Origin of the sequence: Caballeronia sp. LZ016, assembly GCF_031450805.1 — a bacterium.
GTDB lineage: Bacteria > Pseudomonadota > Gammaproteobacteria > Burkholderiales > Burkholderiaceae > Caballeronia.
Genome location: NZ_JARTVY010000001.1, coordinates 772,571 through 798,629, shown reverse-complemented (window position 1 = coordinate 798,629; position 26,059 = coordinate 772,571). Strand labels below are relative to the sequence as shown.

General features: G+C 63.0%; 24 protein-coding genes and 1 tRNA gene. 14 read left to right on the top strand and 11 right to left on the bottom strand.

The features are described from left to right. Window positions 1-314: 314 nt before the first annotated feature. Together P9220_RS03765 and P9220_RS03760 are read left to right on the top strand one after the other, a co-directional pair. Window positions 315-941: a LysE family translocator gene (locus P9220_RS03765; RefSeq protein WP_309763650.1), complete on the top strand. Its 627-nt coding sequence runs from the start codon at window positions 315-317 to the stop codon at window positions 939-941. Further along, entirely contained in the window at window positions 938-1,408 is a 471-nt protein-coding gene (locus tag P9220_RS03760; protein WP_309763649.1) for an SgcJ/EcaC family oxidoreductase, read from the top strand. Before P9220_RS03765 ends, P9220_RS03760 begins: the two co-directional genes overlap by 4 nt. Here P9220_RS03760 and mnmE read toward each other — a convergent pair whose 3' ends face one another. Continuing rightward, window positions 1,409-2,797 (bottom strand): tRNA uridine-5-carboxymethylaminomethyl(34) synthesis GTPase MnmE, encoded by a 1,389-nt coding sequence (gene mnmE / locus P9220_RS03755; protein WP_309763648.1) that lies wholly within the window; start codon window positions 2,795-2,797, stop codon window positions 1,409-1,411. Window positions 2,798-3,093: 296 nt separating this feature from the next. On the opposite strand from mnmE, the gene P9220_RS03750 reads away from it, so the two are divergent. Then, the gene (locus P9220_RS03750) at window positions 3,094-3,510 is read left to right on the top strand and encodes a transcriptional regulator (RefSeq protein WP_309763647.1); all 417 of its coding nucleotides are present in this window, start codon (window positions 3,094-3,096) and stop codon (window positions 3,508-3,510) included. A gap of 64 nt (window positions 3,511-3,574) precedes the next feature. On the opposite strand, the gene yidC is transcribed toward P9220_RS03750, so the two are convergent. From yidC to rpmH, 4 genes are all read right to left on the bottom strand, one after another. Next, the gene (yidC, locus tag P9220_RS03745; protein ID WP_309763646.1) at window positions 3,575-5,242 is read right to left on the bottom strand and encodes a membrane protein insertase YidC; all 1,668 of its coding nucleotides are present in this window, start codon (window positions 5,240-5,242) and stop codon (window positions 3,575-3,577) included. A gap of 30 nt (window positions 5,243-5,272) precedes the next feature. Then, window positions 5,273-5,599, bottom strand: coding sequence for a membrane protein insertion efficiency factor YidD (gene yidD / locus P9220_RS03740; protein WP_309765371.1), 327 nt, complete (start codon window positions 5,597-5,599; stop codon window positions 5,273-5,275). Between the two features lie 58 nt (window positions 5,600-5,657). Then, window positions 5,658-6,134 (bottom strand): ribonuclease P protein component, encoded by a 477-nt coding sequence (rnpA, locus tag P9220_RS03735; protein WP_309765370.1) that lies wholly within the window; start codon window positions 6,132-6,134, stop codon window positions 5,658-5,660. Window positions 6,135-6,204: 70 nt separating this feature from the next. Continuing rightward, window positions 6,205-6,339 (bottom strand): 50S ribosomal protein L34, encoded by a 135-nt coding sequence (gene rpmH, locus P9220_RS03730; RefSeq protein ID WP_006998755.1) that lies wholly within the window; start codon window positions 6,337-6,339, stop codon window positions 6,205-6,207. Window positions 6,340-6,745: 406 nt separating this feature from the next. Here rpmH and dnaA point away from each other — a divergent pair, with 406 nt between their 5' ends. The 6 genes from dnaA to dbpA all read left to right on the top strand — a co-directional run bounded on the left by dnaA (window position 6,746) and on the right by dbpA (window position 16,161). After that, window positions 6,746-8,323, top strand: coding sequence for a chromosomal replication initiator protein DnaA (gene dnaA / locus P9220_RS03725; RefSeq protein ID WP_309763645.1), 1,578 nt, complete (start codon window positions 6,746-6,748; stop codon window positions 8,321-8,323). Window positions 8,324-8,595: 272 nt separating this feature from the next. Continuing rightward, window positions 8,596-9,702, top strand: coding sequence for a DNA polymerase III subunit beta (gene dnaN, locus P9220_RS03720; RefSeq protein ID WP_040053225.1), 1,107 nt, complete (start codon window positions 8,596-8,598; stop codon window positions 9,700-9,702). 114 nt (window positions 9,703-9,816) lie between these two features. After that, complete coding sequence (gyrB, locus tag P9220_RS03715; protein ID WP_309763644.1) at window positions 9,817-12,288, top strand: DNA topoisomerase (ATP-hydrolyzing) subunit B; 2,472 nt, start codon at window positions 9,817-9,819, stop codon at window positions 12,286-12,288. A 626-nt stretch (window positions 12,289-12,914) separates the two neighbouring features. Beyond that, window positions 12,915-14,402 carry a VWA domain-containing protein gene (locus P9220_RS03710; protein WP_309763643.1) on the top strand — a complete coding sequence of 496 codons (1,488 nt, stop codon included), beginning with the start codon at window positions 12,915-12,917 and terminating at the stop codon, window positions 14,400-14,402. 177 nt (window positions 14,403-14,579) lie between these two features. Further along, the gene (locus tag P9220_RS03705) at window positions 14,580-14,774 is read left to right on the top strand and encodes a hypothetical protein (RefSeq protein WP_309763642.1); all 195 of its coding nucleotides are present in this window, start codon (window positions 14,580-14,582) and stop codon (window positions 14,772-14,774) included. Between the two features lie 4 nt (window positions 14,775-14,778). Beyond that, window positions 14,779-16,161: an ATP-dependent RNA helicase DbpA gene (gene dbpA, locus P9220_RS03700; RefSeq protein ID WP_309763641.1), complete on the top strand. Its 1,383-nt coding sequence runs from the start codon at window positions 14,779-14,781 to the stop codon at window positions 16,159-16,161. 460 nt (window positions 16,162-16,621) lie between these two features. Here the strand turns inward: dbpA and P9220_RS03695 are convergent, their stop codons facing one another. Then, on the bottom strand, window positions 16,622-17,986 hold the full coding sequence (locus tag P9220_RS03695) for an MFS transporter (RefSeq protein WP_309765369.1): 1,365 nt from the start codon (window positions 17,984-17,986) through the stop codon (window positions 16,622-16,624). A gap of 183 nt (window positions 17,987-18,169) precedes the next feature. On the opposite strand from P9220_RS03695, the gene P9220_RS03690 reads away from it, so the two are divergent. After that, window positions 18,170-18,556, top strand: coding sequence for a DUF488 family protein (locus tag P9220_RS03690; RefSeq protein WP_309763640.1), 387 nt, complete (start codon window positions 18,170-18,172; stop codon window positions 18,554-18,556). Window positions 18,557-18,601: 45 nt separating this feature from the next. On the opposite strand, the gene P9220_RS03685 is transcribed toward P9220_RS03690, so the two are convergent. From P9220_RS03685 to P9220_RS03670, 4 genes are all read right to left on the bottom strand, one after another. Then, window positions 18,602-19,279, bottom strand: coding sequence for a DUF799 domain-containing protein (locus tag P9220_RS03685; RefSeq protein ID WP_309763639.1), 678 nt, complete (start codon window positions 19,277-19,279; stop codon window positions 18,602-18,604). Between the two features lie 13 nt (window positions 19,280-19,292). Continuing rightward, window positions 19,293-19,658, bottom strand: a complete 366-nt coding sequence (locus P9220_RS03680) for a DUF4810 domain-containing protein (RefSeq protein WP_309763638.1) — start codon at window positions 19,656-19,658, stop codon at window positions 19,293-19,295. A gap of 27 nt (window positions 19,659-19,685) precedes the next feature. Beyond that, window positions 19,686-20,363 carry a CsgG/HfaB family protein gene (locus tag P9220_RS03675; protein WP_309763637.1) on the bottom strand — a complete coding sequence of 226 codons (678 nt, stop codon included), beginning with the start codon at window positions 20,361-20,363 and terminating at the stop codon, window positions 19,686-19,688. Window positions 20,364-20,685: 322 nt separating this feature from the next. After that, window positions 20,686-20,761: transfer RNA gene (locus P9220_RS03670), tRNA-Lys, on the bottom strand. Window positions 20,762-20,908: 147 nt separating this feature from the next. Between P9220_RS03670 and P9220_RS03665 the strand changes: the two genes are divergently transcribed. The 3 genes from P9220_RS03665 to P9220_RS03655 are packed head-to-tail and all read left to right on the top strand — an operon-like array spanning window position 20,909 to window position 22,682. Next, the gene (locus P9220_RS03665; RefSeq protein WP_309763636.1) at window positions 20,909-21,316 is read left to right on the top strand and encodes a PaaI family thioesterase; all 408 of its coding nucleotides are present in this window, start codon (window positions 20,909-20,911) and stop codon (window positions 21,314-21,316) included. Continuing rightward, a complete protein-coding gene (locus P9220_RS03660; RefSeq protein WP_309763635.1) occupies window positions 21,317-22,186 on the top strand; it encodes a patatin-like phospholipase family protein in 870 nt (289 codons plus the stop codon). A 19-nt stretch (window positions 22,187-22,205) separates the two neighbouring features. Beyond that, window positions 22,206-22,682, top strand: a complete 477-nt coding sequence (locus P9220_RS03655; RefSeq protein WP_309763634.1) for an OsmC family protein — start codon at window positions 22,206-22,208, stop codon at window positions 22,680-22,682. A gap of 12 nt (window positions 22,683-22,694) precedes the next feature. On the opposite strand, the gene P9220_RS03650 is transcribed toward P9220_RS03655, so the two are convergent. Next, on the bottom strand, window positions 22,695-23,711 hold the full coding sequence (locus P9220_RS03650) for a D-2-hydroxyacid dehydrogenase family protein (protein ID WP_309765368.1): 1,017 nt from the start codon (window positions 23,709-23,711) through the stop codon (window positions 22,695-22,697). A gap of 472 nt (window positions 23,712-24,183) precedes the next feature. On the opposite strand from P9220_RS03650, the gene P9220_RS03645 reads away from it, so the two are divergent. Then, on the top strand, window positions 24,184-26,055 hold the full coding sequence (locus P9220_RS03645; protein WP_309763633.1) for a phosphoenolpyruvate carboxykinase (GTP): 1,872 nt from the start codon (window positions 24,184-24,186) through the stop codon (window positions 26,053-26,055). The last annotated feature ends 4 nt before the right edge of the window (window positions 26,056-26,059 follow it).

Sequence of the window (26,059 nt, the reverse complement as noted above, 5' to 3'; positions counted from 1 at the left end):
CTAGATGAGCGCAGGAAACTTGCAAGCACATGTTGTGTGCGAGCGCAACACGTCAGAATGTCGCATCCTCCGACCCGGATGCGCCGCATGAATGAAAAGAACGGCTAATGCGGGCATTTGCGCTTCGCGGAAATATATGGTGCTTTCAGGAGGCGCCTGCACAGTGGATTATCCTTTGCGCCGTTTTGTGCAGCGCATGAAACTTCACTCTAGGAGGCCGAACGTCTTCCTGATAGCTGGCCGAACGGCCTATTGCCATAACCCGCCGTTCGTGGATAAATCGACTTTCCTATCAGGAGACCTCAGGAGAAAACATGACCTTCGCTCAATGGCTGCCGTTTGCCATCGCATCCGCCATTCTTGTCGCGATTCCCGGGCCGACCGTGTTGCTCGTCGTGTCCTACGCGCTCGGTCACGGCCGAAAGTACGCGCTCGCGACGACAATCGGCGTTGCGCTCGGCGATCTCACCGCGATGACCGCATCCATGCTCGGCCTCGGTGTGGTGCTCGCGGCATCGGCCGAGCTGTTCACGGTCGTCAAGTGGATCGGCGCGGCGTACCTCGTGTATCTGGGCGTGAAGCTGTGGCGCGCGCCGGTCATCGATCCAGACGCCATCACGGCCAGCGACGACCTGCGCACGGGGCGCATCCTGGCGCATGCCTACGCCGTCACCACGCTCAATCCCAAGAGCATCATTTTCTTCGTCGCATTCGTGCCGCAATTCATCGATCCGCACGCGGCCAGCGTCTCGCAAATCGCGATCTTCGAGGGGACGTTCGTCGGTCTTGCCGCAGCGAACGCACTGGCTTACGCGCTGCTCGCATCGGGCGCGCGTCGCGCAATCCGGAAGCCGTCGGTGCAACGCGTGGTGAACCGGACGGGCGGCGCGCTGCTGATGGGCGCGGGCGTGTTCGCGGCGGCCTGGAAGAAAGCGGCATGAGCGAACTCGACGACTGGGCCACGAGCGCCCGGCAACAGTACTTCGCGCTGCTCGACGACTGGAATCGCCAGAACGCCGTCGGCATGGCCGCGCGGTTCACGGAGCGCGGCAGTCTGATCGGCTTCGACGGCAGCGCGATCGACGGGCGCACATGCATCGAGGCACATCTCGCGCCGATCTTCGCGCAGCATCCGACGCCGCTTTTCGTCGCGAAAGTGCGTGAGGTGAGGCGGCTGGCTGCAGGGCAGACGCTGCTGCTGCGCGCGGTCGCCGGAATGTGGCCGCGAAATGCAGCCGCGCTCGACGACCGGCTGAACGCGATGCAGACGCTCGTACTATCGCTTTGCGACGGCACGTATCGCATCGAGATGTTCCAGAACACGCCGGCCGCTTTTCACGGACGGCCGGAGGAGGCAGAGAAACTCACCGCGGAATTGCGCGCGCTCGGAAAGCCCGAAGGCGCGTAATTATTTGCCGATGCAGAACCGGCTGAAGATGACGCCCAACAGATCGTCGGATGTGAATTCGCCGGTGATCGCGTTGAGGCTGTCTTGCGCGAGACGCAGTTCTTCGGCGAAAAGGTCCAGCACCTGCGACTGCTGAGTCGCGTGGTCGGCTGCGAGCGCGAGGTGATCGCGTGCCTCGCGCAGCGCGATCAGATGCCGTTCGCGCGCGAGATAGACGCTTTCCGCGCCTGCTTGCCAACCGGCAATCTTCAGCAACTCGCCGCGCAATAGCGCAATGCCGTCGCCAGTCTTCGCCGACAAGTTCACTTCGCGAGCGTGCGCGTCGCTGTGGCGTACCTCTGCGGGCGCACCTGCCAGATCGGTCTTGTTCAGCACGCGCACGACCGGCACGTCTTGCGGGAACCGCGCGGCGATTGCCTCGTCTTCAGGCGTGAGCGAGGCGCGCGCATCGAGCAGATGAAGCACGACGTCGGCGCGTTCGATTTCCCCCCACGTCCGCTCGATACCGATACGCTCGACTTCGTCCTCGGTTTCGCGCAGTCCTGCCGTGTCGATGATATGCAGCGGAATACCCTCGACCTGGATAGTTTGCGCGACCTTGTCGCGCGTCGTGCCGGCGATCGGCGTGACGATGGCCAGTTCCGCACCCGCCAGCGCATTCAAGAGCGACGATTTGCCGACGTTCGGTTTTCCCGCAAGCACGACCGACATCCCTTCGCGTAACAGCGCCCCCTGACGCGCTTCGCTCAACACGACGTCCAGCCGCTGCCGGATGTGGGCGAGCTTGCCGCGCGCGTCGGCAGCTTCGAGGAAGTCGATCTCCTCTTCGGGGAAGTCGAGCGTGGCTTCGACCAGCATCCGCAGCGTGATGACGTCTTCCACGAGCGCGTGAATCTCGCGCGAGAACGCGCCTTCGAGCGAGCGGCCGGCCGACCGCGCGGCGGCTTCCGTGCTTGCTTCGATCAGATCCGCGACGGCCTCCGCCTGCGCCAGATCCAGTTTGTCATTGAGGAATGCGCGGCGCGTGAATTCTCCCGGCTCGGCGAGCCGAAGGCCGAAGCCGCGGCCCGCTTGAATCGCTCGTTGCAGCACGAGTTGCAACACGATCGGGCCGCCGTGGCCCTGCAGCTCCAGCACATGCTCGCCCGTGTACGAGTGCGGCGCGGGAAAGTACAGCGCGATGCCGCGATCGAGCGCTTCTCCGTTGCCGTCGATGAACGGCACGTAGCTGGCGTGACGCGGCGCAAGTGCCTGTCCGCATAACGCGAGCATCGCCTGCTGCGCGGCCGCTTCTCCCGCACGCCCGAACGACAACCGCACGACGCCGATCCCCCCGCGCCCCGGCGCGGTGGCGATTGCGACGATCGGATCGGTGTCGTTGCTCAGCATGGCGGCTCGTCGGAGGTGATGGGAGTGCCGGCATTGTATCGCGCGGGATCGTCCGCCTCTCATTAGGATTATTCTTGCATTATCTTAAACAAGATACGCCTCTGGTTCTGACTCGGTTTGGCTGGGCGGCTGTGAAAAAGATGGATGGCTTGTGGGGCAAGCGTTTCGCGCGCCATTTTGCTTGCTTTTGAGCAGCAATTTCAAACGCGCGCGCAGGATAAAAAACGTCCGACTTCCGCGATATATCGCCCGCATGGTTGACTACATGGCAGCGATTGCCTTGCACAATCGAAAGCATGCCTACACCACAAGAAAAAGCCGATTTCTCGGAACGACTCAAGTTCTCGATGGCCCGTTCGCCCGAAAGAATGCGAGGCGCTACCGATCTCGCGAACAAATTCAACCTGCGCTTCCGCGGCGAACCGGTCTCGCCGCAAACCGCCCACAAGTGGCTCACGGGGCGCTCCATTCCGACAGTCGACAAACTGCAGACGCTCGCCGAGTGGCTGAAGGTCGACCTGCATTGGCTGCACTATGGCCCGCCACCGAGCGGCAGCGCCCAGACCACGCCGAAACCGCTGGCGCGCGACGAGAAATATCCGGCATCGGAGGAGACGCTGGAACTGGCGTCGAAGATCGAGGCGCTATCGCCGCATCATCGATATTTGCTCGAGGAGCTTATCGATCAGTTTTATGGCGCGATGAAGCGATAGCCCTGAAAACAAAAACGCCCGGCAAAGCCGGGCGTTTCCACATTCAAACCTGATCAGCCGAAACTCAAGCCGCCTTCTTCCTGCTCTGTCCCATCATTCGGGTGATGTAGTACTGCTGCGCGATCGACAGCACGTTGTTCACCACGTAGTACAGCACGAGACCCGCCGGGAAGAAGAAGAACATGACCGAAAACGCGATCGGCATGAACATCATCATCTTGGCCTGCACGGGGTCCGGCGGCGTGGGGTTCAGCTTCGTCTGCAGGAACATCGAGACGGCCATCAGCACCGGCAGGATGAAATACGGGTCCTGCTGCGACAGATCGTGAATCCAGCCGATCCACGGCGCGCCGCGCATCTCCACCGACGACAGCAGCACCCAGTACAGCGAAATGAACACCGGAATCTGCACGACCACCGGCAGGCAGCCGCCAAACGGATTCACCTTCTCCGTCTTGTACAGCTCCATCAGCTGCGCATTCATCTTCTGCGGATCGCTCTTGAAGCGCTCGCGAATCTGCTGCATGCGCGGCGTGATTTCCTTCATGCGCGCCATCGACTTGTAGCTCGCCGCCGACAGCGGGAAGAACACGGCCTTGATGAGCAGCGTGAGCAGCACGATCGCCCAGCCCCAGTTGCCGACGTAGCCGTGAATCTTCTCCAGCAGCCAGAAGAGCGGCTTGGCGATGATCGTCACCATGCCGTAGTCCTTCACCAGTTCCAGGCCCGGCGCGATGCCTTCCAGCATGCGCTCTTCTTCCGGACCGGCGAAGAGGCGAGCATCGACGTTCACGCTCTGTCCCGGCGCGATCGTCTGCACCGGCTGCTGCACGCCGACGCGATACAGCACCGGATCGATCTTCTGCACGTAGATGTCACGCTGCACGCCTTCCTTCGGAATCCAGGCGGACGCGAAGTAATGTTGCACCATCGCGATCCAGCCATTGTTCGCGGACGGCACGAAGTCGGCCTTGTTCTTGTCGATGTCCGAAAAATCGATCTTCTGGAAGTGCTTCGCTTCCGTATAGACAGCCGGCCCGATGAACGTGTGCGAGAAGCGCGGCGTTTCCACCGGCGTGTTGTCGCGCACGAGTTCCATATAGAGCTTCGGCGTGACCGGCGCGCTGCCGACGTTCTCGATCTTCGTATCGACGTTGATCACGTAGCTTCCGCGCGTGAACGTGTACGTCTTCACGACCTTCACGCCGCCCTTCACCGGCGATTCGAACGCGAGCGTCAGCGTCTTTGCATCGCCCGACAGCGATGTCTGGCCGGGCACCGGCGTGAAGACGTCGTTGTGATTCGGGAAGTCGCCGCCGAGCAGGCCCGTGCGTGCGAGATACGTGTGGTTCGCCGTGTGATCGAACAGCGTGATGTAAAGGTCGGGCTGCTTGCCGTCACCTTCCTTCAGAAGCGACAGCTTCGACAGGGTGCCGCCGCGCGTGTCGATCTCACCCGAGTACACGTCGGTCGTGAACTTGACCAGTTGCGATGCCGCCGTGGCGGGCGGCGTGGCCGTGCCGGGAGCGGCGCCGGCCGGCGCGCTGGGCAGTTCGGACGGCTGCGCGCCCGGCGTGGCCGAGCCCGGTGCCGGATTGCTGGCGGTCTTGGCCGGCTGCGTCGCGCTCGGGAAGAACATCGACGGGCGCCCGTGGTCGCGCTGCCAGTTGTCGAACAGCATGACAACTGACACGAAGAAGATGACCCATAGGACGGTGCGTTTGATATCCATGCGTTGTCTCAGTGTCGATCGAAAAGCGCCTTACGCGCCGTTTAGTGGTGAATGCTTTTTATGAGCGGCTTCCGCTGCCGGTTCCCGAGCCATGGAGCCAGCCGATGGCGGGTCGTGCGGGTCGGGAAAGTCGGTGCGCCCGGCGGGCGGCGGCACGAGATCGATGCCGCCTGCCGAGAACGGATGACAGCGGCAAAGCCTTCTCGCGGCCAGATATGTGCCACGCGCGGCGCCATGATACTGGATTGCCTCGCGCGCGTAGTCGGAACAGGAAGGGTAAAAGCGGCACCGGTTGCCGAGCAGAGGGCTCACAGCAACCTTGTAGAAGCGCAACAACGCGATGAGTGCCGTTTGCATAAGCTTCGCGCCGCGCGTCATGTCCGCCGTGAGGGCCAAACCTGACGAAGCCTGCGCTTCATGACCCTGAAGGGCCGGATGAGTCGTCGACAGCGGGCGCGCTCGGCGGCCGCGTCACGGATTCGGCTGCGCGGCGCGCGGCTTCGCGCACGGCACGGTCGAACAATGCTTCCAGTTCGCCGCGGCATAACGCATGAAGCGGCGGGGAACTGGCGCTGGGCATCGCCTTGCGGTCGATTTTCGCGTGCAGCCGCACGAGAATGTCGAATCCGCGCAACTGTTCCCGTCGCAGACGAAACGCCTCGCGCGCGAGCCGTTTGATCAGGTTACGCGTGACCGCGCGCGGCGCCTGTTTCTTGCCGATGACGAGCCCCAGCCGCGCCTCGCCGCCCGTGGGCTTGCCGTACAGGACGAAGTGCGGCGAGCGTCGCCAGGGGCGCAAACGAAAAACGGATGAGAACTCATCCGTTTTCAGCAGCCTTGCGGCCTTGGGGAACGCGGCGTGCGCCGGCAACTGAACGATGTCCTGTCTCAAGACTTCTGTGCGGCGCGTGACCGGCTCGCCGTCGAGTGCAATGCCCAACCGCGAGCGTACACTTGGCAGCTTAGACTGCCAGGCGCTTGCGGCCCTTCGCGCGGCGAGCGTTGATGACCTTGCGGCCGCCAGCGGTCTTCATGCGAACGCGGAAGCCATGGGTGCGCTTGCGGCGCGTCACGGAAGGTTGGTAAGTACGTTTCATGGTGCTCTCACTTGAGTTGATTGACCGCGCGGGCTTGGCTCCAGTGTGGTCACTGCAAGCGCGATGGCCGGAGGTTCCAGGAATTCTGATTTCGCGGAACCCGCTATTTAAACCGTTTTCCTATTGACCGTCAATACTTTAGCGCCGATACGCGAGGCATCGGCCGTCGCCGGCCACCCATCGTCGCGCTGATTTGACCCTGTGGATAACTCGCGCGCTCTGCGGGTTTGGCGTTAGAATCTCGCCTTACTCCCAAATATCCGCCCGCTGCTTCGGCCCGCCGTTCGCCCGCAAACCCTTGCGGCGTAAGCCTCCGGAGCATGCCTGCTTGGCCGTGCCGGGACTTGCCGCAATTTTTGGCAAGCATGGCCGCAGGTGCGCGCAGCAACCATAACGACCGCATTCGATGAACGATTTCTGGGAACACTGTTCCGCATTGCTGGAGCGCGAGCTCACGCCCCAGCAGTACGTCACGTGGATCAAGCCGCTAACCCCGGTCGACTTCGATGCCGACGCGAGCACCCTGCGCATCGCCGCTCCCAATCGCTTCAAGCTCGACTGGGTGAAGAGCCAGTTCTCCGGCCGCATCGCCGATGTGGCGCGCGAGTTCTTCAGCGCGCCCATCGACGTACAGTTCGTTCTCGATCCGAAAGCCACCGCGCGCAGCGCGATCGGCGGCGGCCCGAATGCGGCGCCGCGTCCGAGCGTGAGCGCGCCCCGTCCGCCGGCGCCGTCGGCGCCATTGCCCGCGCAGCAGGCGCCGACCGTCGTCGCACATGCGAACGCCGCCGCGCACGTGAACGCGCTCGCAGCCGAGGCCGCGCAGCAGGCGCAGGCGATGCACGAAGACCAGGCCGATCTGGACCTCCCGAGCCTCGACGCCAACGAAGCCGCCGCTGGCCGGCGCACGTGGCGGCCGGGCGGCGCGCCGTCGGCGGGCGGTGAAAACGATTCCGCGTTCGAGCGCTCGAAGCTCAATCCGGTCCTCACGTTCGACAACTTCGTGACCGGTAAGGCGAACCAGCTGGCGCGCGCGGCGGCCATTCAGGTCGCCGACAATCCGGGCATCTCGTACAACCCGCTCTTTCTGTACGGCGGCGTGGGCCTCGGCAAGACGCACCTGATCCACGCCATCGGCAATCAGCTGTTGATGGACAAGGCCGGCGCGCGCATCCGCTACATCCACGCGGAGCAATATGTCTCCGATGTGGTGAAGGCGTACCAGCGCAAGGCGTTCGACGACTTCAAGCGCTACTACCACTCGCTCGATCTGCTGCTCATCGACGATATTCAATTCTTCTCGGGCAAGTCCCGCACGCAGGAAGAGTTCTTCTACGCGTTCGAGGCGCTCGTCGCGAACAAGGCGCAGGTCATCATCACGAGCGATACGTATCCGAAGGAAATCTCCGGCATCGACGATCGCCTGATCTCGCGCTTCGACTCCGGGTTGACGGTCGCGATCGAGCCGCCCGAACTCGAAATGCGCGTGGCGATTCTGATGCGCAAGGCGTTCTCCGAAGGCGTGAGCCTGTCGGAAGACGTGGCGTTTTTCGTCGCGAAGCATCTGCGCTCGAACGTGCGCGAACTCGAAGGCGCGCTGCGCAAGATCCTCGCGTATTCGAAGTTCCACGGCCGCGAAATCACCATCGAACTGACGCGCGAGGCGCTGAAAGACCTGCTGACGGTGCAGAACCGGCAGATTTCGGTGGAGAACATCCAGAAGACCGTCGCCGATTTCTACAACATCAAGGTCGCCGACATGTACTCGAAGAAGCGGCCGGCCAATATCGCGCGACCGCGCCAGATCGCGATGTATCTGGCGAAGGAACTCACGCAGAAGAGCCTGCCGGAAATCGGCGAGCTGTTCGGCGGGCGCGATCACACGACCGTGCTGCATGCGGTGCGCAAGATCGCCGCCGAGCGTGCGAACGATGCCCAGTTGAATCACGAACTGCACGTGCTCGAGCAGACGCTCAAGGGTTGAGCCGCGCGCTGCGCGGATCAGGAACGCACGCCTCGAAAAGCGCGTGCCGCGGGCCTGTTTATTGGCGAAAACGCCCCTATTTTTAGGGAGTGGTTCCGTTTTCAGGCACAATACAGGTTTGCCGTCCGTTGGCCTGGGCGGTTCTCGAGCGCAAGCTTTCGCGAGTGACCGGCGGGGGGCCGGCAACGCGTGTTACGAGGTTGTCCGGCGGTGCAGGACGAAGCAGCGGTGGCAAACCGCTGGACAGGCCGTCACATCAATGAAGGAACTCTATGCAACTGGTCAAGACCGAACGAGATAATCTTCTAAGGCCGCTGCAAACCGTGAGCGGTATCGTGGAACGCCGCCACACGTTGCCTATCCTCGCGAATCTGCTCATCACCAAGAACGGCGCCGACGTGTCGTTCCTCTCGACGGACCTCGAACTTCAGATCACCACGCGCGCGGATTTCGGCGTCGGCGGCGATCAGGTTGCGACCACCGTCGCTGCGCGCAAGCTGCTCGACATTCTGCGCGCGATGCCCTCCGGCGAAGTCGCGCTCGACCTCTCCGACAAGCGCCTCACGGTGCGCTCGGGCAAGAGCCGTTTCGCGCTGCAGACGCTCGCCGCAGACGAATTTCCCACGGTCAACCAGGCTACTGACTTCGGCGCGAGCCTGTCGGTTCCGCAGAAGACGTTCCGCCAGCTGCTCGGCATGGTGTACTTCGCGATGGCCCAGCAGGACATTCGCTACTACCTGAACGGCATGCTGCTCGTGGTGGATGGCGACCAGCTCATGGCCGTCGCAACGGATGGCCACCGCCTCGCGTTCTCGTCGATGAAAATCGACGGCGGCGCGTTCCCGCGTCAGGAAGTCATCATTCCGCGAAAGACCATTCTGGAACTGCAGCGTTTGCTGGAGGACATCGACGACACGCTCAAGATCGATATCGCCGCGACGCAGGTGAAGTTCACCTTCGGCCAGGTCGAACTGGTGTCGAAGCTGGTCGAAGGCAAGTTCCCGGACTTTCAGCGCGTCATTCCGAAGTCGCACAAGAACACGTTCGAAATCGGCCGTGAGGAGTTGCAGCGCTCGCTGCAGCGCGCGGCCATTCTGACCTCCGACAAGTTCAAGGGCGTGCGCTGCCTGATCGAGCCGGGCCAGCTCAAAATCATGTCGACTAACGCGGATCAGGAAGAGGCGCAGGAAGAACTCGAGATCGCATATCAGGGCGATACCGTCGACATCGGATTCAACGTCACGTACCTGCTCGACGTGCTCGCGAATCTGAAGGTCGACACGCTGCAAGTCGCGCTTGGCGACGCCAATTCCAGCGCGCTCATTACGATTCCCGAGAACGAGGAATTCAAGTACGTGGTGATGCCGATGCGCATCTGACGCGCGCCGATACCGATGACACTCCAAGGGGCGGCGCGCCCCTTTGGCGTTTTTAAGGTGTTTTGAAAAGTTCGAGCAGTAACCGAAGCAGTGACGCAGAACCGGAAGAAATCCATGACTGAAAACACAAATTCGCAGCCCGACAACAGCTACGGCGCATCGTCCATTCAGATCCTCGAAGGTCTGGAAGCGGTGCGCAAGCGCCCTGGCATGTATATCGGCGATACGTCGGATGGCACCGGTCTGCATCACCTCGTCTTCGAAGTGCTGGACAACTCCATCGACGAAGCGCTCGCCGGCTATTGCGACGACATCCACGTGACCATTCACGCGGACAACTCCATCTCGGTGACGGACAACGGCCGCGGCGTGCCCACGGGCCTGAAGCGCGACGACAAGCACGATCCGAAGCGCAGCGCCGCTGAGATCGTGATGACGGAGCTGCACGCAGGCGGCAAGTTCGATCAGAACAGCTACAAGGTGTCGGGCGGCCTGCACGGCGTGGGCGTGTCGTGTGTGAACGCGCTGTCCGAATGGCTGCGCCTCACGGTGCGCCGCGACGGCAAGAAGCATTTCATGGAATTTGCGCGCGGCGTCGTGCAGAACCGCGAGATCGTCGAGGAAGACGGCGTGCAGTATTCGCCGATGCCCGTCGTCGGCGATACGGAAAACCGCGGCACCGAGGTGCACTTTCTGGCGGATGCGACCATCTTCGGCAATGTCGAATTTCACTACGACATTCTTGCCAAGCGCATGCGCGAGCTGTCCTTCCTGAATAACGGCGTGCGTATCCGCCTGACGGACTTGCGCACGGGCAAGGAAGATGACTTCGCGTTCGCGGGGGGCGTGAAGGGCTTCGTCGAATACATCAACAAGCAGAAGCAAGTGCTGCATCCGACCGTATTCCACGCGACCGGCGAGCGCGAGAACGTGACCGTGGAAGTGGCGATGCAGTGGAACGACAGCTTCAACGAAAGCGTGCTCTGCTTCACGAACAACATTCCGCAGCGCGATGGCGGCACCCACCTGACCGGCCTGCGCGCGGCGATGACGCGCGTCATCAACAAGTACATCACGGACAACGAGATTGCGAAGAAGGCGAAGGTCGAGACGACCGGCGACGACATGCGCGAGGGCTTGTCGTGCGTGTTGTCGGTGAAGGTGCCCGAGCCGAAGTTCAGCTCGCAGACGAAGGACAAGCTGGTGTCGTCGGAAGTGCGCGCGCCGGTGGAGGAGGTCGTCGCGAAGGCGCTGGAAGACTATCTGCAGGAAACGCCGAACGACGCGAAGATCATCACCGGCAAGATCGTCGATGCCGCGCGTGCGCGCGATGCCGCGCGCAAGGCCCGCGAAATGACGCGACGCAAGGGCGTGCTCGACGGCATCGGCTTGCCGGGCAAGCTCGCGGATTGCCAGGAGAAGGATCCGGCGAAGTCGGAGATTTATATCGTCGAGGGCGACTCGGCGGGCGGGTCGGCGAAGCAGGGACGCGACCGCAAGTTCCAGGCAATCTTGCCGTTGCGCGGCAAGGTGCTGAACGTGGAGAAGGCGCGCTTCGACAAGCTGATTTCGTCCGAGCAGATCGTGACGCTGGTGACGGCGCTGGGCTGTGGCATCGGTAAGGACGACTACAACTTGGACAAGCTGCGTTATCACCGCATCATCATCATGACGGATGCGGACGTGGACGGCGCGCACATCCGCACGCTGCTGCTGACGTTCTTTTATCGGCAGATGCCCGAGATCGTCGAGCGCGGGTACATCTACATCGCGCAGCCGCCGCTGTACAAGATCAAGGCGGGCAAGGACGAGCGGTATATGAAGGACGCGCACGAGCTCAATCAGCACATGTTGAAGCTGGCGCTGAACGGCTCGGAATTGATTCCGAGTGAAGGCGCGGAAGGCATCAGCGGCGATGCGCTCGGCGAACTTGCGCGCGCGTATTTGCTGGCGCAGGCGGTGGTGGATCGACTGAGCCGTATCTACGATGCCGCCGCGCTCGAAGCGGTGATGGATGGCGTGGTGATCGATCTTTCGTCGCAGGAACTGGCGGAGGCATCGGCGAAGCGGCTGGAGGAGCGGCTGCGTGCTGATCCGCTCAAGCCGGAGGTCAGCGTCGAGTCGGCTTACGATCAGGTGCGCGAAGTGCGCTCGCTGCATATCAAGCGGCGTCATCACGGCAATGTGAAGGTTTCTGTTTTCGATGAAGACCTTCAGTTGACCGCGGACTATAAGCAGCTCGTTTCGACGGCGGATACGTTCAAGGGTTTGATCGGCGAAGGTGCGCTGATCAAGCGCGGCGAACGGTCGATGGCGGTGTCCGACTTCAAGAACGCGATGAAGTGGCTGATCGCGGATGCCGAGCGCAACGTTTCCAAGCAGCGTTATAAGGGCTTGGGCGAGATGAATCCCGAGCAACTCTGGGAAACGACGATGGACCCCAATGTGCGGCGGCTGCTGCGCGTGCAGATCGAAGATGCAATTGCCGCGGATGGCATCTTTACGACGCTCATGGGCGATGACGTGGAGCCGCGCCGGGCGTTTATCGAGAGCAATGCGTTGCGGGCGGGGAATATTGATGTTTGAGGGGTAAGCGAAGATCGACGATCAGTCGGTAATGAATCGATAGATCACTTTCCCCGGGGCCGCGCCATAGCAAGGCGCGGCCGTTGCATCAAAATTCGTACACGAGTTCTCTGAGCTATCCTCGCCAGCAGGACGACAAGTAATCGCATCGAATGGACTTGCCTCAGTGGAGCGATGACTTGCCACCTCGCGCTCCCAACCGCATCAGCCTTCCAAGCCACCGCTCCCTGCGGCGTCGCAAGCCCCACGCGGCGCTAACGTCCCCGGACACGACCCGCCGCTATCCGTAACCACGTCTTCGTTTTTCAGACGATTCCGCTTTCCCATTCTGATGCTGCCCCGTTTAATCCCGGGTCGTTTCGCTTGCTGTCCTTCGAAAAGGCGTCGCAAGCGGGAATTCCGTCCGTGCAATGCCGGGCATCATTCTAGGAAGCATCGTGAGAAAAATAACTCGATACGGTTGGCTCGTTTGTGCGATCGTCACATGGCTGAGCGGTTGCGGCACGCAGCCGGCAGACAGGCAGGTCGCGCAGCAGCGAAGCGCTCTACCCCAGGCTCAAGTGCCACTTCCCGCTCCATCAGCGGTGCAAGCAGTAAGCCCCGCTCCGCCTCAGCCGCCTGTCATCATGGCGATGAAGCTTGTGTCGCCGCCCGCGTACGTCAGCCCCGCCGTGCAAGACACCGCACAATACAAACGCTACGACGACAACGGCATCAGGCAGGTCGCCGAGCATCCCCTGACCACGTTCAGCCTCGACATGGATACTGGCAGCTATGCCAACGTCCGGCGCTTCCTGAATCAAGGCCAAATGCCTCCCGCAGACGCCGTCCGCGTCGAGGAACTCGTCAACTACTTCCCGTCGGAAGGCGGCGCCGGCAAGCGGCTGGGCGATTCTCCTTTCGCCGTCGACTACGAACTCGCGCCTAGCCCATGGAACAGTGGCAAGACCTTGCTCCGCGTCAACGTGCAAGCGTTGAACGACGGCAAACAGTCCGTGCCGGCATCGAACCTCGTCTTTCTCGTCGACGTGTCCGGCTCCATGAATTCCGCCGAACGTCTGCCTTTGATCAAGTCCGCACTCAAGTTGCTGACGAGGCAATTGCGCGCTAAGGACACCGTCTCGCTGGTCACGTACGCGGACGGCACGCAGGTCGTGCTCGAGCCGACGTCGGGCACGGAAATCGACAAGATCGAAGCCGCGATCGATCGATTGGAGGCTGGCGGAGGAACGGCGGGCGCGTCCGGCCTGCAGTTGGCCTATCAGATGGCGCGACGAGGGTTCATCAAGCGCGGCGTCAATCGCGTGCTGCTCGCGACGGATGGCGACTTCAATGTCGGCGTCACGAGCACCGAGGCGCTGACCGACATGATCAAACACGAACGAGAGTCGGGCGTCACTCTGTCGACGCTGGGCGTCGGCGATTCGAACTTCAACGACGCGATGATGGTGCAGGTCGCGGACGCAGGAAACGGCAACTACAGTTACATCGATTCGCTGTCGGAAGCGAACAAGGTGCTGCACGACGAGATGCAGTCGACGCTCGTGACCGTCGCGAAGGACGTGAAAGCGCAGATCGAGTTCAATCCCGCTCAGGTGATCGAGTATCGCCAGATCGGCTACGAGAAGCGTCAGTTGACCAACGAAGCGTTCAACGACGACAAGGTCGATGCCGGCGATATCGGCGCAGGCAAACGCGTCACTGTGCTGTACGAACTAACGTTGAAGGGGCAACAGCCGAGCATCGATCCATCGCGCTATCAAGCGGACAAGCGCGATTCGGGCAGTCACGGCTCGGAACTCGCCTATCTCAAACTGCGCTGGAAGAGTCCGGCTGGCAGCCGCAGTAACCTGGTTTCACTGCCGCTCGACGAGACGGCGCTTCGCGCATCGTTCGACAGCGCTTCCAGCGAGACGCGCTTTCTCGCCGCGGTGGCCGCATATGGTCAAAAGCTGCGCGGTAATCCGGCGTTGACATCGACGCCGTGGTCTTCCATCGCCAAGTGGGCGAACGCGGCCAAGGCAAGCGATGAATTTGGCTATCGTGCCGAGTTCGTGAGACTGACGAAGCTCGCTGAGTCGTTGTCTCCAGTGACCGACCAAGTTGACCGATGAGCATCTGACATCGTTCGGGCCGGTGCGCGGGCGCGCGGCTATCGTCGCGCCCGCGCGCCAAGGCTGACCACGGACGCACCATCACGCAGTCGGCTTGCCCCCAGCCGGGACCGCACCATCGTCCGACCCGCGTACACTCTCGCTTTACCCCACTTCATCGCGCCACGCGCCCCCACCATGTTCACCTGCCGAAACCAGTCCTGCGGCGCAGACTGGAAGCTCTCCGACGTCGACATTCACAACGAAGGCCAGGGCCTGCTATTCCGCTGCCCGATGTGCGGCGCACGCAACTACGTGACACGCCACCAGACAAAGGAAGGCGAAACCACGTACGAGCAAGTCACCGAAATCCCGCCCTACGGCAAGCGCTAACACCATGACGACCGAATCATCCTTTGCCAGCCTGCCGCTCACGCCAGCGATGCAGGCCAACCTGCAACAACTCGGCTACACGTCGATGACGCCGATCCAGGCCGCCAGCCTGCCGCACGCGCTCGCGGGACACGATCTCATCGCGCAGGCCAAAACCGGCAGCGGCAAAACCGCCGCCTTCACGCTGCCGCTGCTCGCCCGGCTCGACGCCGCCCAGTTCGCGGTGCAAGCGCTCGTGCTTTGCCCCACGCGCGAACTCGCCGATCAGGTCACGCAGGAAATCCGCCGCCTCGCGCGCGCGGAAGACAACATCAAGGTGCTGACGCTATGCGGCGGCACGCCAATGCGTCCGCAAATCGCGAGCCTCGAACACGGCGCGCATATCGTCGTGGGGACGCCGGGGCGCATCATGGACCATCTGCAGCGGGAGACGCTCTCGCTCGATGCCGTCCGCACGCTCGTCCTCGATGAAGCCGATCGCATGCTCGACATGGGCTTCTTCGACGATATCGCATCGGTGGCGCGGCAATGTCCGAAGGATCGGCAGACCTTGCTGTTCTCGGCGACATATCCCGAAGGCATCGTCAAACTGAGTCAGCAGTTCCTGCGCAATCAGCGCGAGGTCAAGCTCACCGAGCAGCACAGCAACGCGAAAATCAAGCAGCGTTTCTATCAGGTCGAGGATCACGAACGGTTGCACGCGGTCGGCCTGCTGCTCGACCACTATCGCCCCGTCAGCACGCTGGCGTTCTGCAACACGAAGCAGCAATGCCGCGATCTGCTCGATGTGCTGCGCGCACAAGGCTTCGAAGCGCTGACCCTGCACGGCGAACTCGATCAGCGCGAGCGCGATCAGGTCCTCGTGCAGTTCGCCAATCGCAGCTGCTCGGTGCTCGTCGCAACGGATGTCGCCGCCCGCGGGCTCGACATCGCGCAACTGGAGGCCGTCATCAACGTCGATGTGACGCCCGATCCCGAGGTGCACGTGCATCGCATCGGCCGGACAGGGCGCGCGGGCGAGGAAGGCTGGGCGCTGTCGCTGGCGAGCATGGACGAGATGGGGCGCGTCGGTGCAATCGAGGAAGCGCAGCGGGCAGAAGTGGAGTGGCATCCGCTCTCGGAACTCACGTCGGCGGAACCGGGGCACCTGAAGCCGCCGATGGCGACGCTGCAGATTCTCGGCGGCCGCAAAGACAAGATCCGCCCCGGCGACGTGCTCGGCGCGCTCACCGGCGAGGCCGGCTTCAAGGGCGAGCAAATCGGCAAGATCAACGTGATGGATATGGTGACCTACGTCGCAGTCGAGCGAGGCGTCGCTGAGGACGCGGTGCGCAAGCTGGGCGCCGGGAAGCTCAAGGGACGCAAGGTCAAGGTCCGGCGGATGTGAGTCGCGCGGCGGCGCATGCTCGTGCGTGGACAGCGGCGGTATCCGCGAAAGATAGAGCCTTCGCTAACGATGAAAGCCCGCTCGACGATACGGCGCAGACGCGCGCCGCTAACCGTCACGCGCACGGCACGCGAGGGCGTTCATTCACTTCAGCGTCATCTGCTGGATCGACTTGCAAGCTCGCGCGGCTGATCCAGCGCTCTCCGCCATTGACACCCGGCGCAAGCGCGTACAACACGCGAGCGCTTCTGTTCACTCCAGCGTCATCTGCTCAGTCGCTTGCAAGTTCGCTCGACGACACGGCGCACGTCGCGCGACCGATCCGGCGCTTTCCGCCGGCGACACGCGGCGCAAGTCGCGAACGGTGTCGCGCGCACGGCACGCAAGCTCGCGCGGCTGATCCAGCGCTCCCCGCCACTGACACCCGGCGCAAGCGCGTGTAACCCGCCAGCGCTTTCATTCACTCCCGCGCCATCTTCACCGGCGCCTCGCTCCGATCACGCGTGACGAGCCGCAAGCCGCTCGCCACACTCGCCGCCCCCGCGAAGCCCGCGCCGAGCGAAAGCGCCAGCCCCGGCCCGTGCTTGCCCGCGATCCCGAAACACAACGCCACCAGCGCCGCGCCGAGCGCCTGACCAATCAGCCGTGCAGTGGCAACGACGCCGCTCGCGCCTCCGCTGCGTTCGCGTGGCGCGCTCGCCATGAACGCTTTCAGGTTCGGCGACTGGAAGAAGCCGAAGCCCGCGCCGCAAATCGACATGCGAATGCAGATATCGAGCGCATGTGGGTCCGCCGGCAGCGCCGCGAGCGACACCATTCCCGCGCAGAGAATGGCCAGGCCGATCCCGCCGAGCAGACCGGGCGGATAGCGATCCGAGAGGCGGCCGGCGATCGGCGCCATCAGCGCGACGAGCACGGACCAGGGCGTCATCAGGAAGCCGGTTTCGACCTGCGTCCGGCCGAGCACGCCCTCGAAGTAGAACGGCAGCGATACGAACGCGAGACCCTGCGCGGCGAACGAGCAAACGGCGGTCATCGTCGATAGCGCGAACATCGGGCGTCGAAAGAGATCGACGGGCAGCATCGGCGCGGGGTGTCCGCGCTCCCGACGCAGCATCAACGCGCCCGCGACGAGCGCCACGCCGAGCGACGCCAGCACGGTTCGCGACGGCGCGCGCTGCGCCGCTTCGCCCAACGCGAAAATCAGCGCCGCGAACGTGACCACGTTGAGCGCGGCAGCGACGCGGTCGAAACCATGCGCGCTGCGCTTCGTCTGCGGAAGCGCGGGCCACGCGATGAAGAGTGCGAGCGCGCCGACCGGCAGATTGACGGCGAAGAGCCACGGCCACGTTCCGAGCGAGAGCACGATCGACGCGACGGTCGGCCCGACAGCGAACGCGGTGCCGACGATCAGCGCATTCAGCCCGACACCGCGTCCCAGCCGATGCAGCGGAAAAATCGCGCTGATGAGCGCCGTGTTGACGCTCATGATCGCGCTGGCGCCGAGCCCTTGCAGAAGGCGCGCCGCGACGAGCGTCGGCAGCGACCACGAGAACGCGCAAACGGCGGACGCGATCGTGAACAGAATCAGTCCACCGAGATAAACCCGCCGATGTCCGACGATTCCGCCCAGCGCGGCAAGCGGCAACAGCGTGGCGACCATTGCAAGCTGATATGCGTTGATGATCCAGACCGACGCGGCGGGCGTCGCGTGAAGATCGGCGGCGATGGCCGGCAGCGCGGTATTGGCGATGGCGGTGTCGAGCGTCGCCATCGCGACGGCGAGCAGAAGCGCGGCCATGCCGCGGCGCTCGAGCGGGGTCATCGGCGCGTCGGGGTCGCGGGGCGTCGGGGAAGCGGTATCGGCGGACACGTTCGGTTCCGTAGTTAAGCGGAAGGAGAATAATGCGACACGATACGGGAAGCCGAAGCATCGCGCTCGACGATGCTTTCATCGGCATATCGGCGGCGGTTATGCTGTGCCGACGAGATCGGAAGGAGACAACGAATGGCGATTCGAATCGTGCGGCTCGGCTCACCGCGCGCGGACAACGAGGGCTTGCGTATCGGCACGGTTCGCCGTCCGCCGCGCGGCGTGCCGAAATCCGAGTTCGCGAGCCGCGATTTCTATGACGTGTGGTATCCGAACCTGTCGCCGTCGGCCGAACTGGTGGCGGAGGCGTTGCACGCGGAAAGCGACAAGGCGTGGCGCGACTTCGTGAGGAAGTTCAAGTCGCAGATGGCGGAGCCGGACGCGAGCAAATCGCTGGATCTGCTGGCGGCGCTTTCGCATACGGCGAATCTGTCGGTGGGGTGTTACTGCGAGGACGAGGCGCGATGCCATCGGTCCGTGCTGCGGGAACTGCTGGCGAAGAGGGGAGCGGAAGTGCTGTGACGAAGGCGGGCGATGGACGCATGAACGGCGTCCATCGCCAGCGCTTTAGTCGGTGCCGAACTTCGGCGAGCGCGGGCCGTAAAGCAGCCCGGTCTTGCCACCTGTCGCGAGCAGTCGCTGGCTCGTGAGGCCGGCGACATCGAAGGACTTGTCGGTCAGCGAATTCGTGATCTGCTTCGCGACGCCCTGAACGAGTATGCCGACGAGGCTGCCGTTGCCCATGCCGACGTTGAAGCCCGTTTCACTGCCGTTCGCCGTCGCCGTTCCCTTCCAGAGTTCGTCGCCGGAGCGCAGGTCGACCAGCTTCGCATTTGCAGCGACGACCGTCTTGCTGTCGATAACGACGAACTTCGAGCCGTAGCTGGTGACGGTCGTGTACAGGGCGGCATCCGCGCCGAAGATTTCGCGGAGCTTCGCGGGCGCGGTGTTCTGGATGTCGGTCGGCGTGGTCAGGCCGTTGTGCTTGAAGGTTTCCTCCATCTCGGCTACGGGCACGACGTAATAGCCGCCTTCGGCGAGCGGCATCGTCATTTGCGCCAGCATGCCGTGCGTCGCGTTGATATCGGATGTCTGGTTGACGGGCGGCAGCACGAGAATCGAGTGCGGCTTGCTGTTGCGGAATGCCGTGTAGTCGGCTTGTTGCGGTGCGCGCGAGGCGCATGCGCTCAGCATCAGCAATGCGGCGAGCATGGCGAAAAGCCGGCGTGAGAAATTCATGGTCATGGTTGGTCGGCGCTTACTTGAGATGGCTCAACAAAAAGTCCATATACACGGACGACTCGGGGAACTGTTCTTTCTCGGCGGTCAGTTCCTGGCGCGCTGAATCGGTTTGGCCGATGCTTGCGTACAGCGTGCCGAGATGCGCGTGGAAGCCCGGCGGCAGCGCCTTGCCCTTCGCGAGGATCTGCTGGCGTGCCTTCTCGAGCGCGTCGATCTGCTCGGTCGGGCTCTTCTGAGCCTTGAAGTATTCGTAGACCTGCGGCTGATAGCCGTCCCATTGATACAGCGGCGCAGCGCCCTGCGTGGCGCAACCGGTCAGCAGCGCGCACGCCGCCGCGACCGGCAGCGCGAGGCCGGTCAGAAAGTGATTCTTGTGAAGCATGTTTGAATGGACTGGTGAGTGATGCGGTTACTTGGCGGCTTCAAGCGCGCCGGCGTCGACTTTTTCGACGAGGTGATTGACTGCTTCCTGGACCGCCAGATCGAGGACCTTGCCGTTGAGCGTCGAGTCGTAGCTCGCGGTGCCGCCGAAGCCGATGACTTCGCGGTTCGACAAGCTGTATTCGCCCGCGCCCTGACTGGATGCGACGACTTCGGAGGTGGTCGTATCGACGATATTGAGACTGACCTTCGCGTAGGCGACTTGGGTCTTGCCGCTGCCGAGGACACCGAACAGTTGATGATCGCCGACGTCCTTGCGGCCGAATTCCGTCACGTCGCCGGTAATGACGTAGTTGGCGCCTTTCAGCGCCTGACTCTTGTTGCCGATGGCGGCTTCCTGCTTGATCTCGCCGAGGTTGTCGCGGTCGAGCACGGTGAAGCGGCGGCTCTGCTGCAACGTCGTTTGCAGGATGGTCTTTGCCTGGCTGCCGACGCGATCGACGCCATCCGAAAAGACGCCGCGCATGTAGCTCGAGCGGTTATCGAATTTGCCGATGGAGACGGCAACGGGCTTGCCGGCGTACGGCGTGCGCGCGCTGCTCACTTCGGGAACCGGCAACGAACGCGATGCTTCTGTCGCGCAACCGCTCAGGACTGCAATGACAGAAGCGGTGATGAGCGCTGTGCGCGCTTTGATTGACTTCATGGATTGGCCTCTGGAAAGACGCCGTCGGTTCGATGTGGTGCAGCGTTGCTGGCCGATGGAAAACTGTTGATGAGCAGTTGATCGGCTCGCTTGTCTGACTCAAGACGGCGAAGGGAGGCGATTGTCAGGCGATTCGAGGAGGCGAGGGGTTCGGACGGGTCTGAAAAACCCGGCGCGGGCGGGTGCGTCGGTAAAGAAGGGAGCGGAGGGATGGAGAGCCGTCGACCGAGACAGTTTCGCTAAGGCAGGGGCCGAGGGTAAGAAGACATGCCGGAAATGAAAAAGGCCGGTCAGCTTTCGCTAACCGGCCTTTCGAATTCTTTGGTGGGGCGTGAGTGACTCGAACACTCGACCTACGGATTAAGAGTCCGCTGCTCTACCAACTGAGCTAACGCCCCAACAGAAGCGAAATTATAGCGGGAGTATTTCGAAAAGCGCAAGCGTCTATCGCGAAAAATTTTGCGCTCGCGATGACGCGCGGACCGCAAGGCACGCAGGCCCGAGCCGGTATCATGACGCCTCCACTCACCGCACGAGCCAAACAAATGGACGAAGCCGCCATCCGAGCGTTGCTCGACGAGATCCTGGCGCCCTGGGTTCGCGAGTTGTCGCTTGCCCCCGAATCCATCGGCGATGACTGCGTCACCCTGCGTCTGCCATATTCGGCGCACCTGCGGCACGCAGGCGGCGTGATCTGCGGCCAGGTCTTTATGGCCGCCGCCGATACCGCGATGGTCGTCGCCATCTCACACACGATGGGCGGCTTCTCGCCGATGACCACCGTCTCGCTCAACACCACATTCATGCGCCCGGTGAAATCCGGCGACGTGCTCGTCACCGCGCGCGTCATGCGTCGCGGTCGCAACCTCGTGTTCGGCGAAATCGACATGCACGACGCCAGCGGCGACCTCGCCGCCCACGCCACGACAACCTACGCGCTCCTTAGCAAATAAATGTTCGATCAGGTCGTATTCGCCGGCGGCGGCAATCGCTGCTGGTGGCAAGCCGGTTTCTGGGACGTCATCCAGCCGGAATTGAAGCTCAGGCCGCGCATCATCGCGGGCATCTCGGCGGGCGCGGCCACCGCGTGCATGCTCTACACGAACGACGCGCGCCGGGTCATGGACTACTACGCGCAAGCCCTGCGCGGCAACACGAAAAACGCGTACTGGGGCAACCTGCTGCGCGGGCAGTCCGTCTTCCCGCATTACCGCATCTATCGGCAGGCGCTGCTCGACATCTTCGCCGATCGTTTTCACGAGCTGGCTTCCGCGCCGGAGATCCGCATCGGCGTATCGCATTTGCCTCGCTGGCTCGGCGCGCGCAGCGCGGTCGCGGCGGGGCTAATCGCGTACAACATCGAAAAGTACGTGCGCAAGACGCTGCATCCGACGCTCGGTCAGGCGCTCGGCTTCCATCCTGAATTCGTGCGGGCGCAGGAATGCGCGACGATAGAAGACCTCGCCGATCTGATCCTGCAATCGTCGAGCACGCCGCCTTTCACGCCGATCCTCCGACGCAACGGCCGCCCGGTTCTCGATGGCGGCATGGTCGACAACGTCCCGGTCTCCGCGCTCGACGCATCACCGGGGATGGTGCTCGTCATGGTCACGCGGCTGTATCCGCGCGAGCGCACCTTCGTCGTGCCGCATGGCGAGCAGCGGCGCATCTACGTGCAGCCGTCGCGCAAGGTGCCGATATCGAGCTGGGACTATACGAGCCCGTCGCAGATGCAGCATGCTTGCGACCTGGGCCGCGCGGATGGCGAAGACTTCCTCGAACGCCTTCCGCGACTGATGCAGACCGCATCGCACGTTGCTTAGCGGAACAAAGGAGCGCGCCGTGTCGAAGCAGCACACCTACGAACTCACCATCGCATGGACGGGCAATCGCGGTTCCGGCACGTCCGCCTACGATGCCTACTCGCGCGATCATGTGGTGCGCGTCGCGAACAAGGCCGCGATCGAGGCATCGAGCGATCCCGCGTTTCGCGGCGATGCCGCGCGCCACAATCCGGAAGAGTTGTTCGTAGCGTCGCTGTCGTCGTGCCACATGCTGTGGTATCTGCACCTGTGCGCGGTCAACAAGATCGTCGTGACCGGCTATGTCGATGACGCCGTCGGCATCATGCAGGAAGACGCCAACCGAAGCGGCCGCTTCGCCGATGTCATGCTGCGCCCGCGCGTGACCATCGGCGCGGGCGGCGATACGGCCCTCGCGGCGCGCCTGCACGAAGAGGCGCACCGCTTCTGCTTCATCGCGAACTCGGTGAATTTTCCGGTGCGCTGCGAACCGTCGATCGACGTGTCGACGGCCTGACGCAGCCTGCGCTTATCGGCGGCGCGCGTGTTGCAGCGCTTCCGGATTCGACACGCTCGACGTATCGCCGGCATCGAACGCGAGAATGTTGCCGAACGCCGCGCTGAAGTAAAGCTCATAGCTCTCGCGCTCCACGTAGCCGATGTGCGGCGTGCAGATCACGTTCTCCATGCGCAAGAGGCCGTAACCCTGAAGAATCGGCTCGCTTTCGTACACGTCGACCGCGACCATCCCCGGCCGGTTGTGATGCAGCGAGTTCAGGAGCGCGTTCTCTTCGAGCAGTTCGGCGCGGCTCGTATTGACGAAGAGGGCGGTCGGCTTCATTCGCATCAGATCATCCGTCCGGACGATGCCGCGCGTTTCGTCGGTCAGGCGCAGATGCACGGTCAGCACGTCGCTTTGTTCGAAGAGCGCATCTCGGCTCTCAACGACAGCGAAGCCATCCTCGCGCGCCGCCGCCAGCGAATGCTCGCGGCCATGCACGAGCACGTTCATGCCGAACGCCTTGCCATAACCCGCCACAAGCTGGCCGATCTTTCCGTAGCCCCAGATGCCGAGCGTCTGCCCGCGCAGCATTTGCCCGAGGCCGAAGTTCGGCGGCAGCGCCGACGTCTTCAGCCCCGACTGCTGCCACGCGCCCTGCTTCAGATTCGCGACGTATTGCGGAATGCGCCGCTGCGCGGCCATGATCAGCGCCCACGTCAGTTCGGCCGGCGCGACCGGCGATCCGGTCCCTTCGAGCACGGCGATGCCGCGTTCCGTACATGCGTCGATATCGATATGCCCGCCGCCCGCGCGGCCCGTCTGGCTGATCATGCGCAATTTCGGGCATTTATCGAGGAGCTGCGAACTGATGCGCGTGCGTTCGCGGATCAGCACCAGCGCATCCACTTCCGACAGTCTGCTAGCCAACTGTCCGAGTCCACGCACCGTGTTATTAAAGACTTTCACTTCGTGATCATCGAGAAGATGAAAGCAGTCGAGCTTCCTTACGGCGTCCTGGTAGTCGTCGAGAATGGCGATTTTCATGGGCATTGATTGGCTTTTTGTAGGCATCAAACGTGCTGCATTATCTGTTCGACTCGCGTAAATGGAGCGGATTAACTTCGGGTAATTACCGAGAAAACCGCTCTAAATCTCACGAAATGGATCTTCGCTGCCCGACATCAAGGCGGCGCGGCATGACGGTGTTATGCTGATTTCCCGGTTTCCGGGCAGACGATTGCTTGGAAAACGAGAAAGCGCGGCGCCATTGCGGAAAACACGGTAATCCGCAAGGGGACAGGCCGCTTAGTATCTCTTTTTAACAGTTTGTTCCTTAGCGACGCAAGCCGCCACGGCCCAGCGTCGCAGGGATCAGGCCCGATGACGCCGCAATCGGCAACGGAACCGTCTTTTGTGCGACGAATTACTCCCGAAATGCACGGCGGTTCCGGCCCCAACGCCTCTCGCATGCAGCGTCCGGGCTCACGGTTTTCATTGCAGAAACGGAGACAGCTCGATGAACCAGCCCGCAGTAGCCGAAGAAAATAAAAACAACGTCGTCGATGTAGGCGCGCCGGCCCATGTCCGGCACCGACGATTGATCGAATGGGTTCAACGCGTCGCCGCGCTGACTAAACCCGATCGCGTCGTCTGGTGCGACGGCACGCAAGCCGAATACGACCGCCTCTGCGAACAGATGGTCGCCGCCGGCACGATGAAGAAGCTCAATCCCGCGAAACGCCCCAATTCCTTTCTGGCCTGCTCCGATCCCTCGGACGTCGCGCGCGTCGAAGACAGAACGTTTATCTGCTCGGAGCGCGCCGAAGACGCAGGCCCCACGAACAACTGGATCGACCCGCAGGAAATGCGCTCGACGCTCGACGGCCTGTTCGAAGGCGCGATGCGCGGCCGCACGATGTACGTCGTGCCGTTCTCGATGGGCCCGCTCGGCTCGCCGATCGCGCATATCGGCGTCGAGTTGTCGGACAGCCCGTACGTCGTCACGAACATGCGCATCATGACGCGCATGGGCCGCGAGGTTTACGACGTGCTCGGTGAGGAAGGCGAATTCGTGCCTTGCGTGCATTCGGTCGGCGCACCGCTCGTCGATGGCCGCAAGGACGTGCCCTGGCCGTGCAACGACACGAAGTACATCGTGCATTTCCCGGAATCGCGAGAAATCTGGAGCTTCGGCTCCGGCTACGGCGGCAACGCGCTGCTGGGCAAGAAGTGCTTCGCGCTGCGCATCGCATCGACGATGGGCCGCGACGAAGGCTGGCTCGCCGAGCACATGCTCATTCTCGGCGTCACGTCGCCCGAGGGCCGCAAGCATCACGTCGCGGCGGCGTTTCCGTCGGCGTGCGGCAAGACCAACTTCGCGATGCTGATCCCGCCGCAAGACCTGAACGGCTGGAAGGTGACGACCATCGGCGACGACATCGCGTGGATCAAGCCCGGTAAAGACGGCCGCCTCTACGCGATCAACCCCGAAGCCGGCTACTTCGGCGTTGCGCCGGGCACGAGCGAAAAGACGAACTTCAACGCGATGGCGACGCTCAAGGAGAACGTGATCTTCACGAACGTCGCGCTGACCGATGACGGCGACGTCTGGTGGGAAGGCATGACCGACTCGCCGCCCGCGCATCTGATCGACTGGCAGGGCCGCGACTGGACGCCCGAGCTCGCCAAGGAAACCGGTGCGAAGGCCGCGCATCCGAACGCGCGCTTCACGGCGCCGGCGTCGCAATGTCCGTCGATCGATCCGGACTGGGAAAACCCGGCAGGCGTGCCGATCGACGCGTTCATCTTCGGCGGACGCCGCTCGACGACCGTGCCGCTCGTCACCGAGGCGCGCGACTGGAAAGAAGGCGTCTACATGGCCGCGACGATGGGCTCCGAAACCACCGCCGCCGCCGCCGGGCAACAGGGCGTCGTGCGCCGCGATCCGTTCGCCATGCTGCCGTTCTGCGGCTACAACATGACCGACTATTTCGGTCACTGGCTGAAGATCGGCGAACGCCTCGAAGCGCTGAACGCGAAGGCGCCGAAGTTCTTCTGCGTCAACTGGTTCCGCAAGGGCGACGACGGCAAGTTCGTCTGGCCGGGCTTCGGCGAAAACATGCGCGTGCTGAACTGGATGGTCGGCCGTATCGAAGGCACCGCGAGCGGTGAAGAGCACGCGTTCGGCATTTCGCCGCGTTACGAGGACATCGACTGGGGCGGGCTCGACTTCACGCGCGACCAGTTCGAGCAGGTCATCTCGGTAAACGACGCCGCCTGGCGCGATGAACTCGCGCTGCACGACGAACTGTTCAGCCGCCTGCAGCGAGGGCTGCCGGACGCGCTGCCCGAAGCGAAGGCCGGCATGGAGAAGCGACTGGCCGCGTGATGCT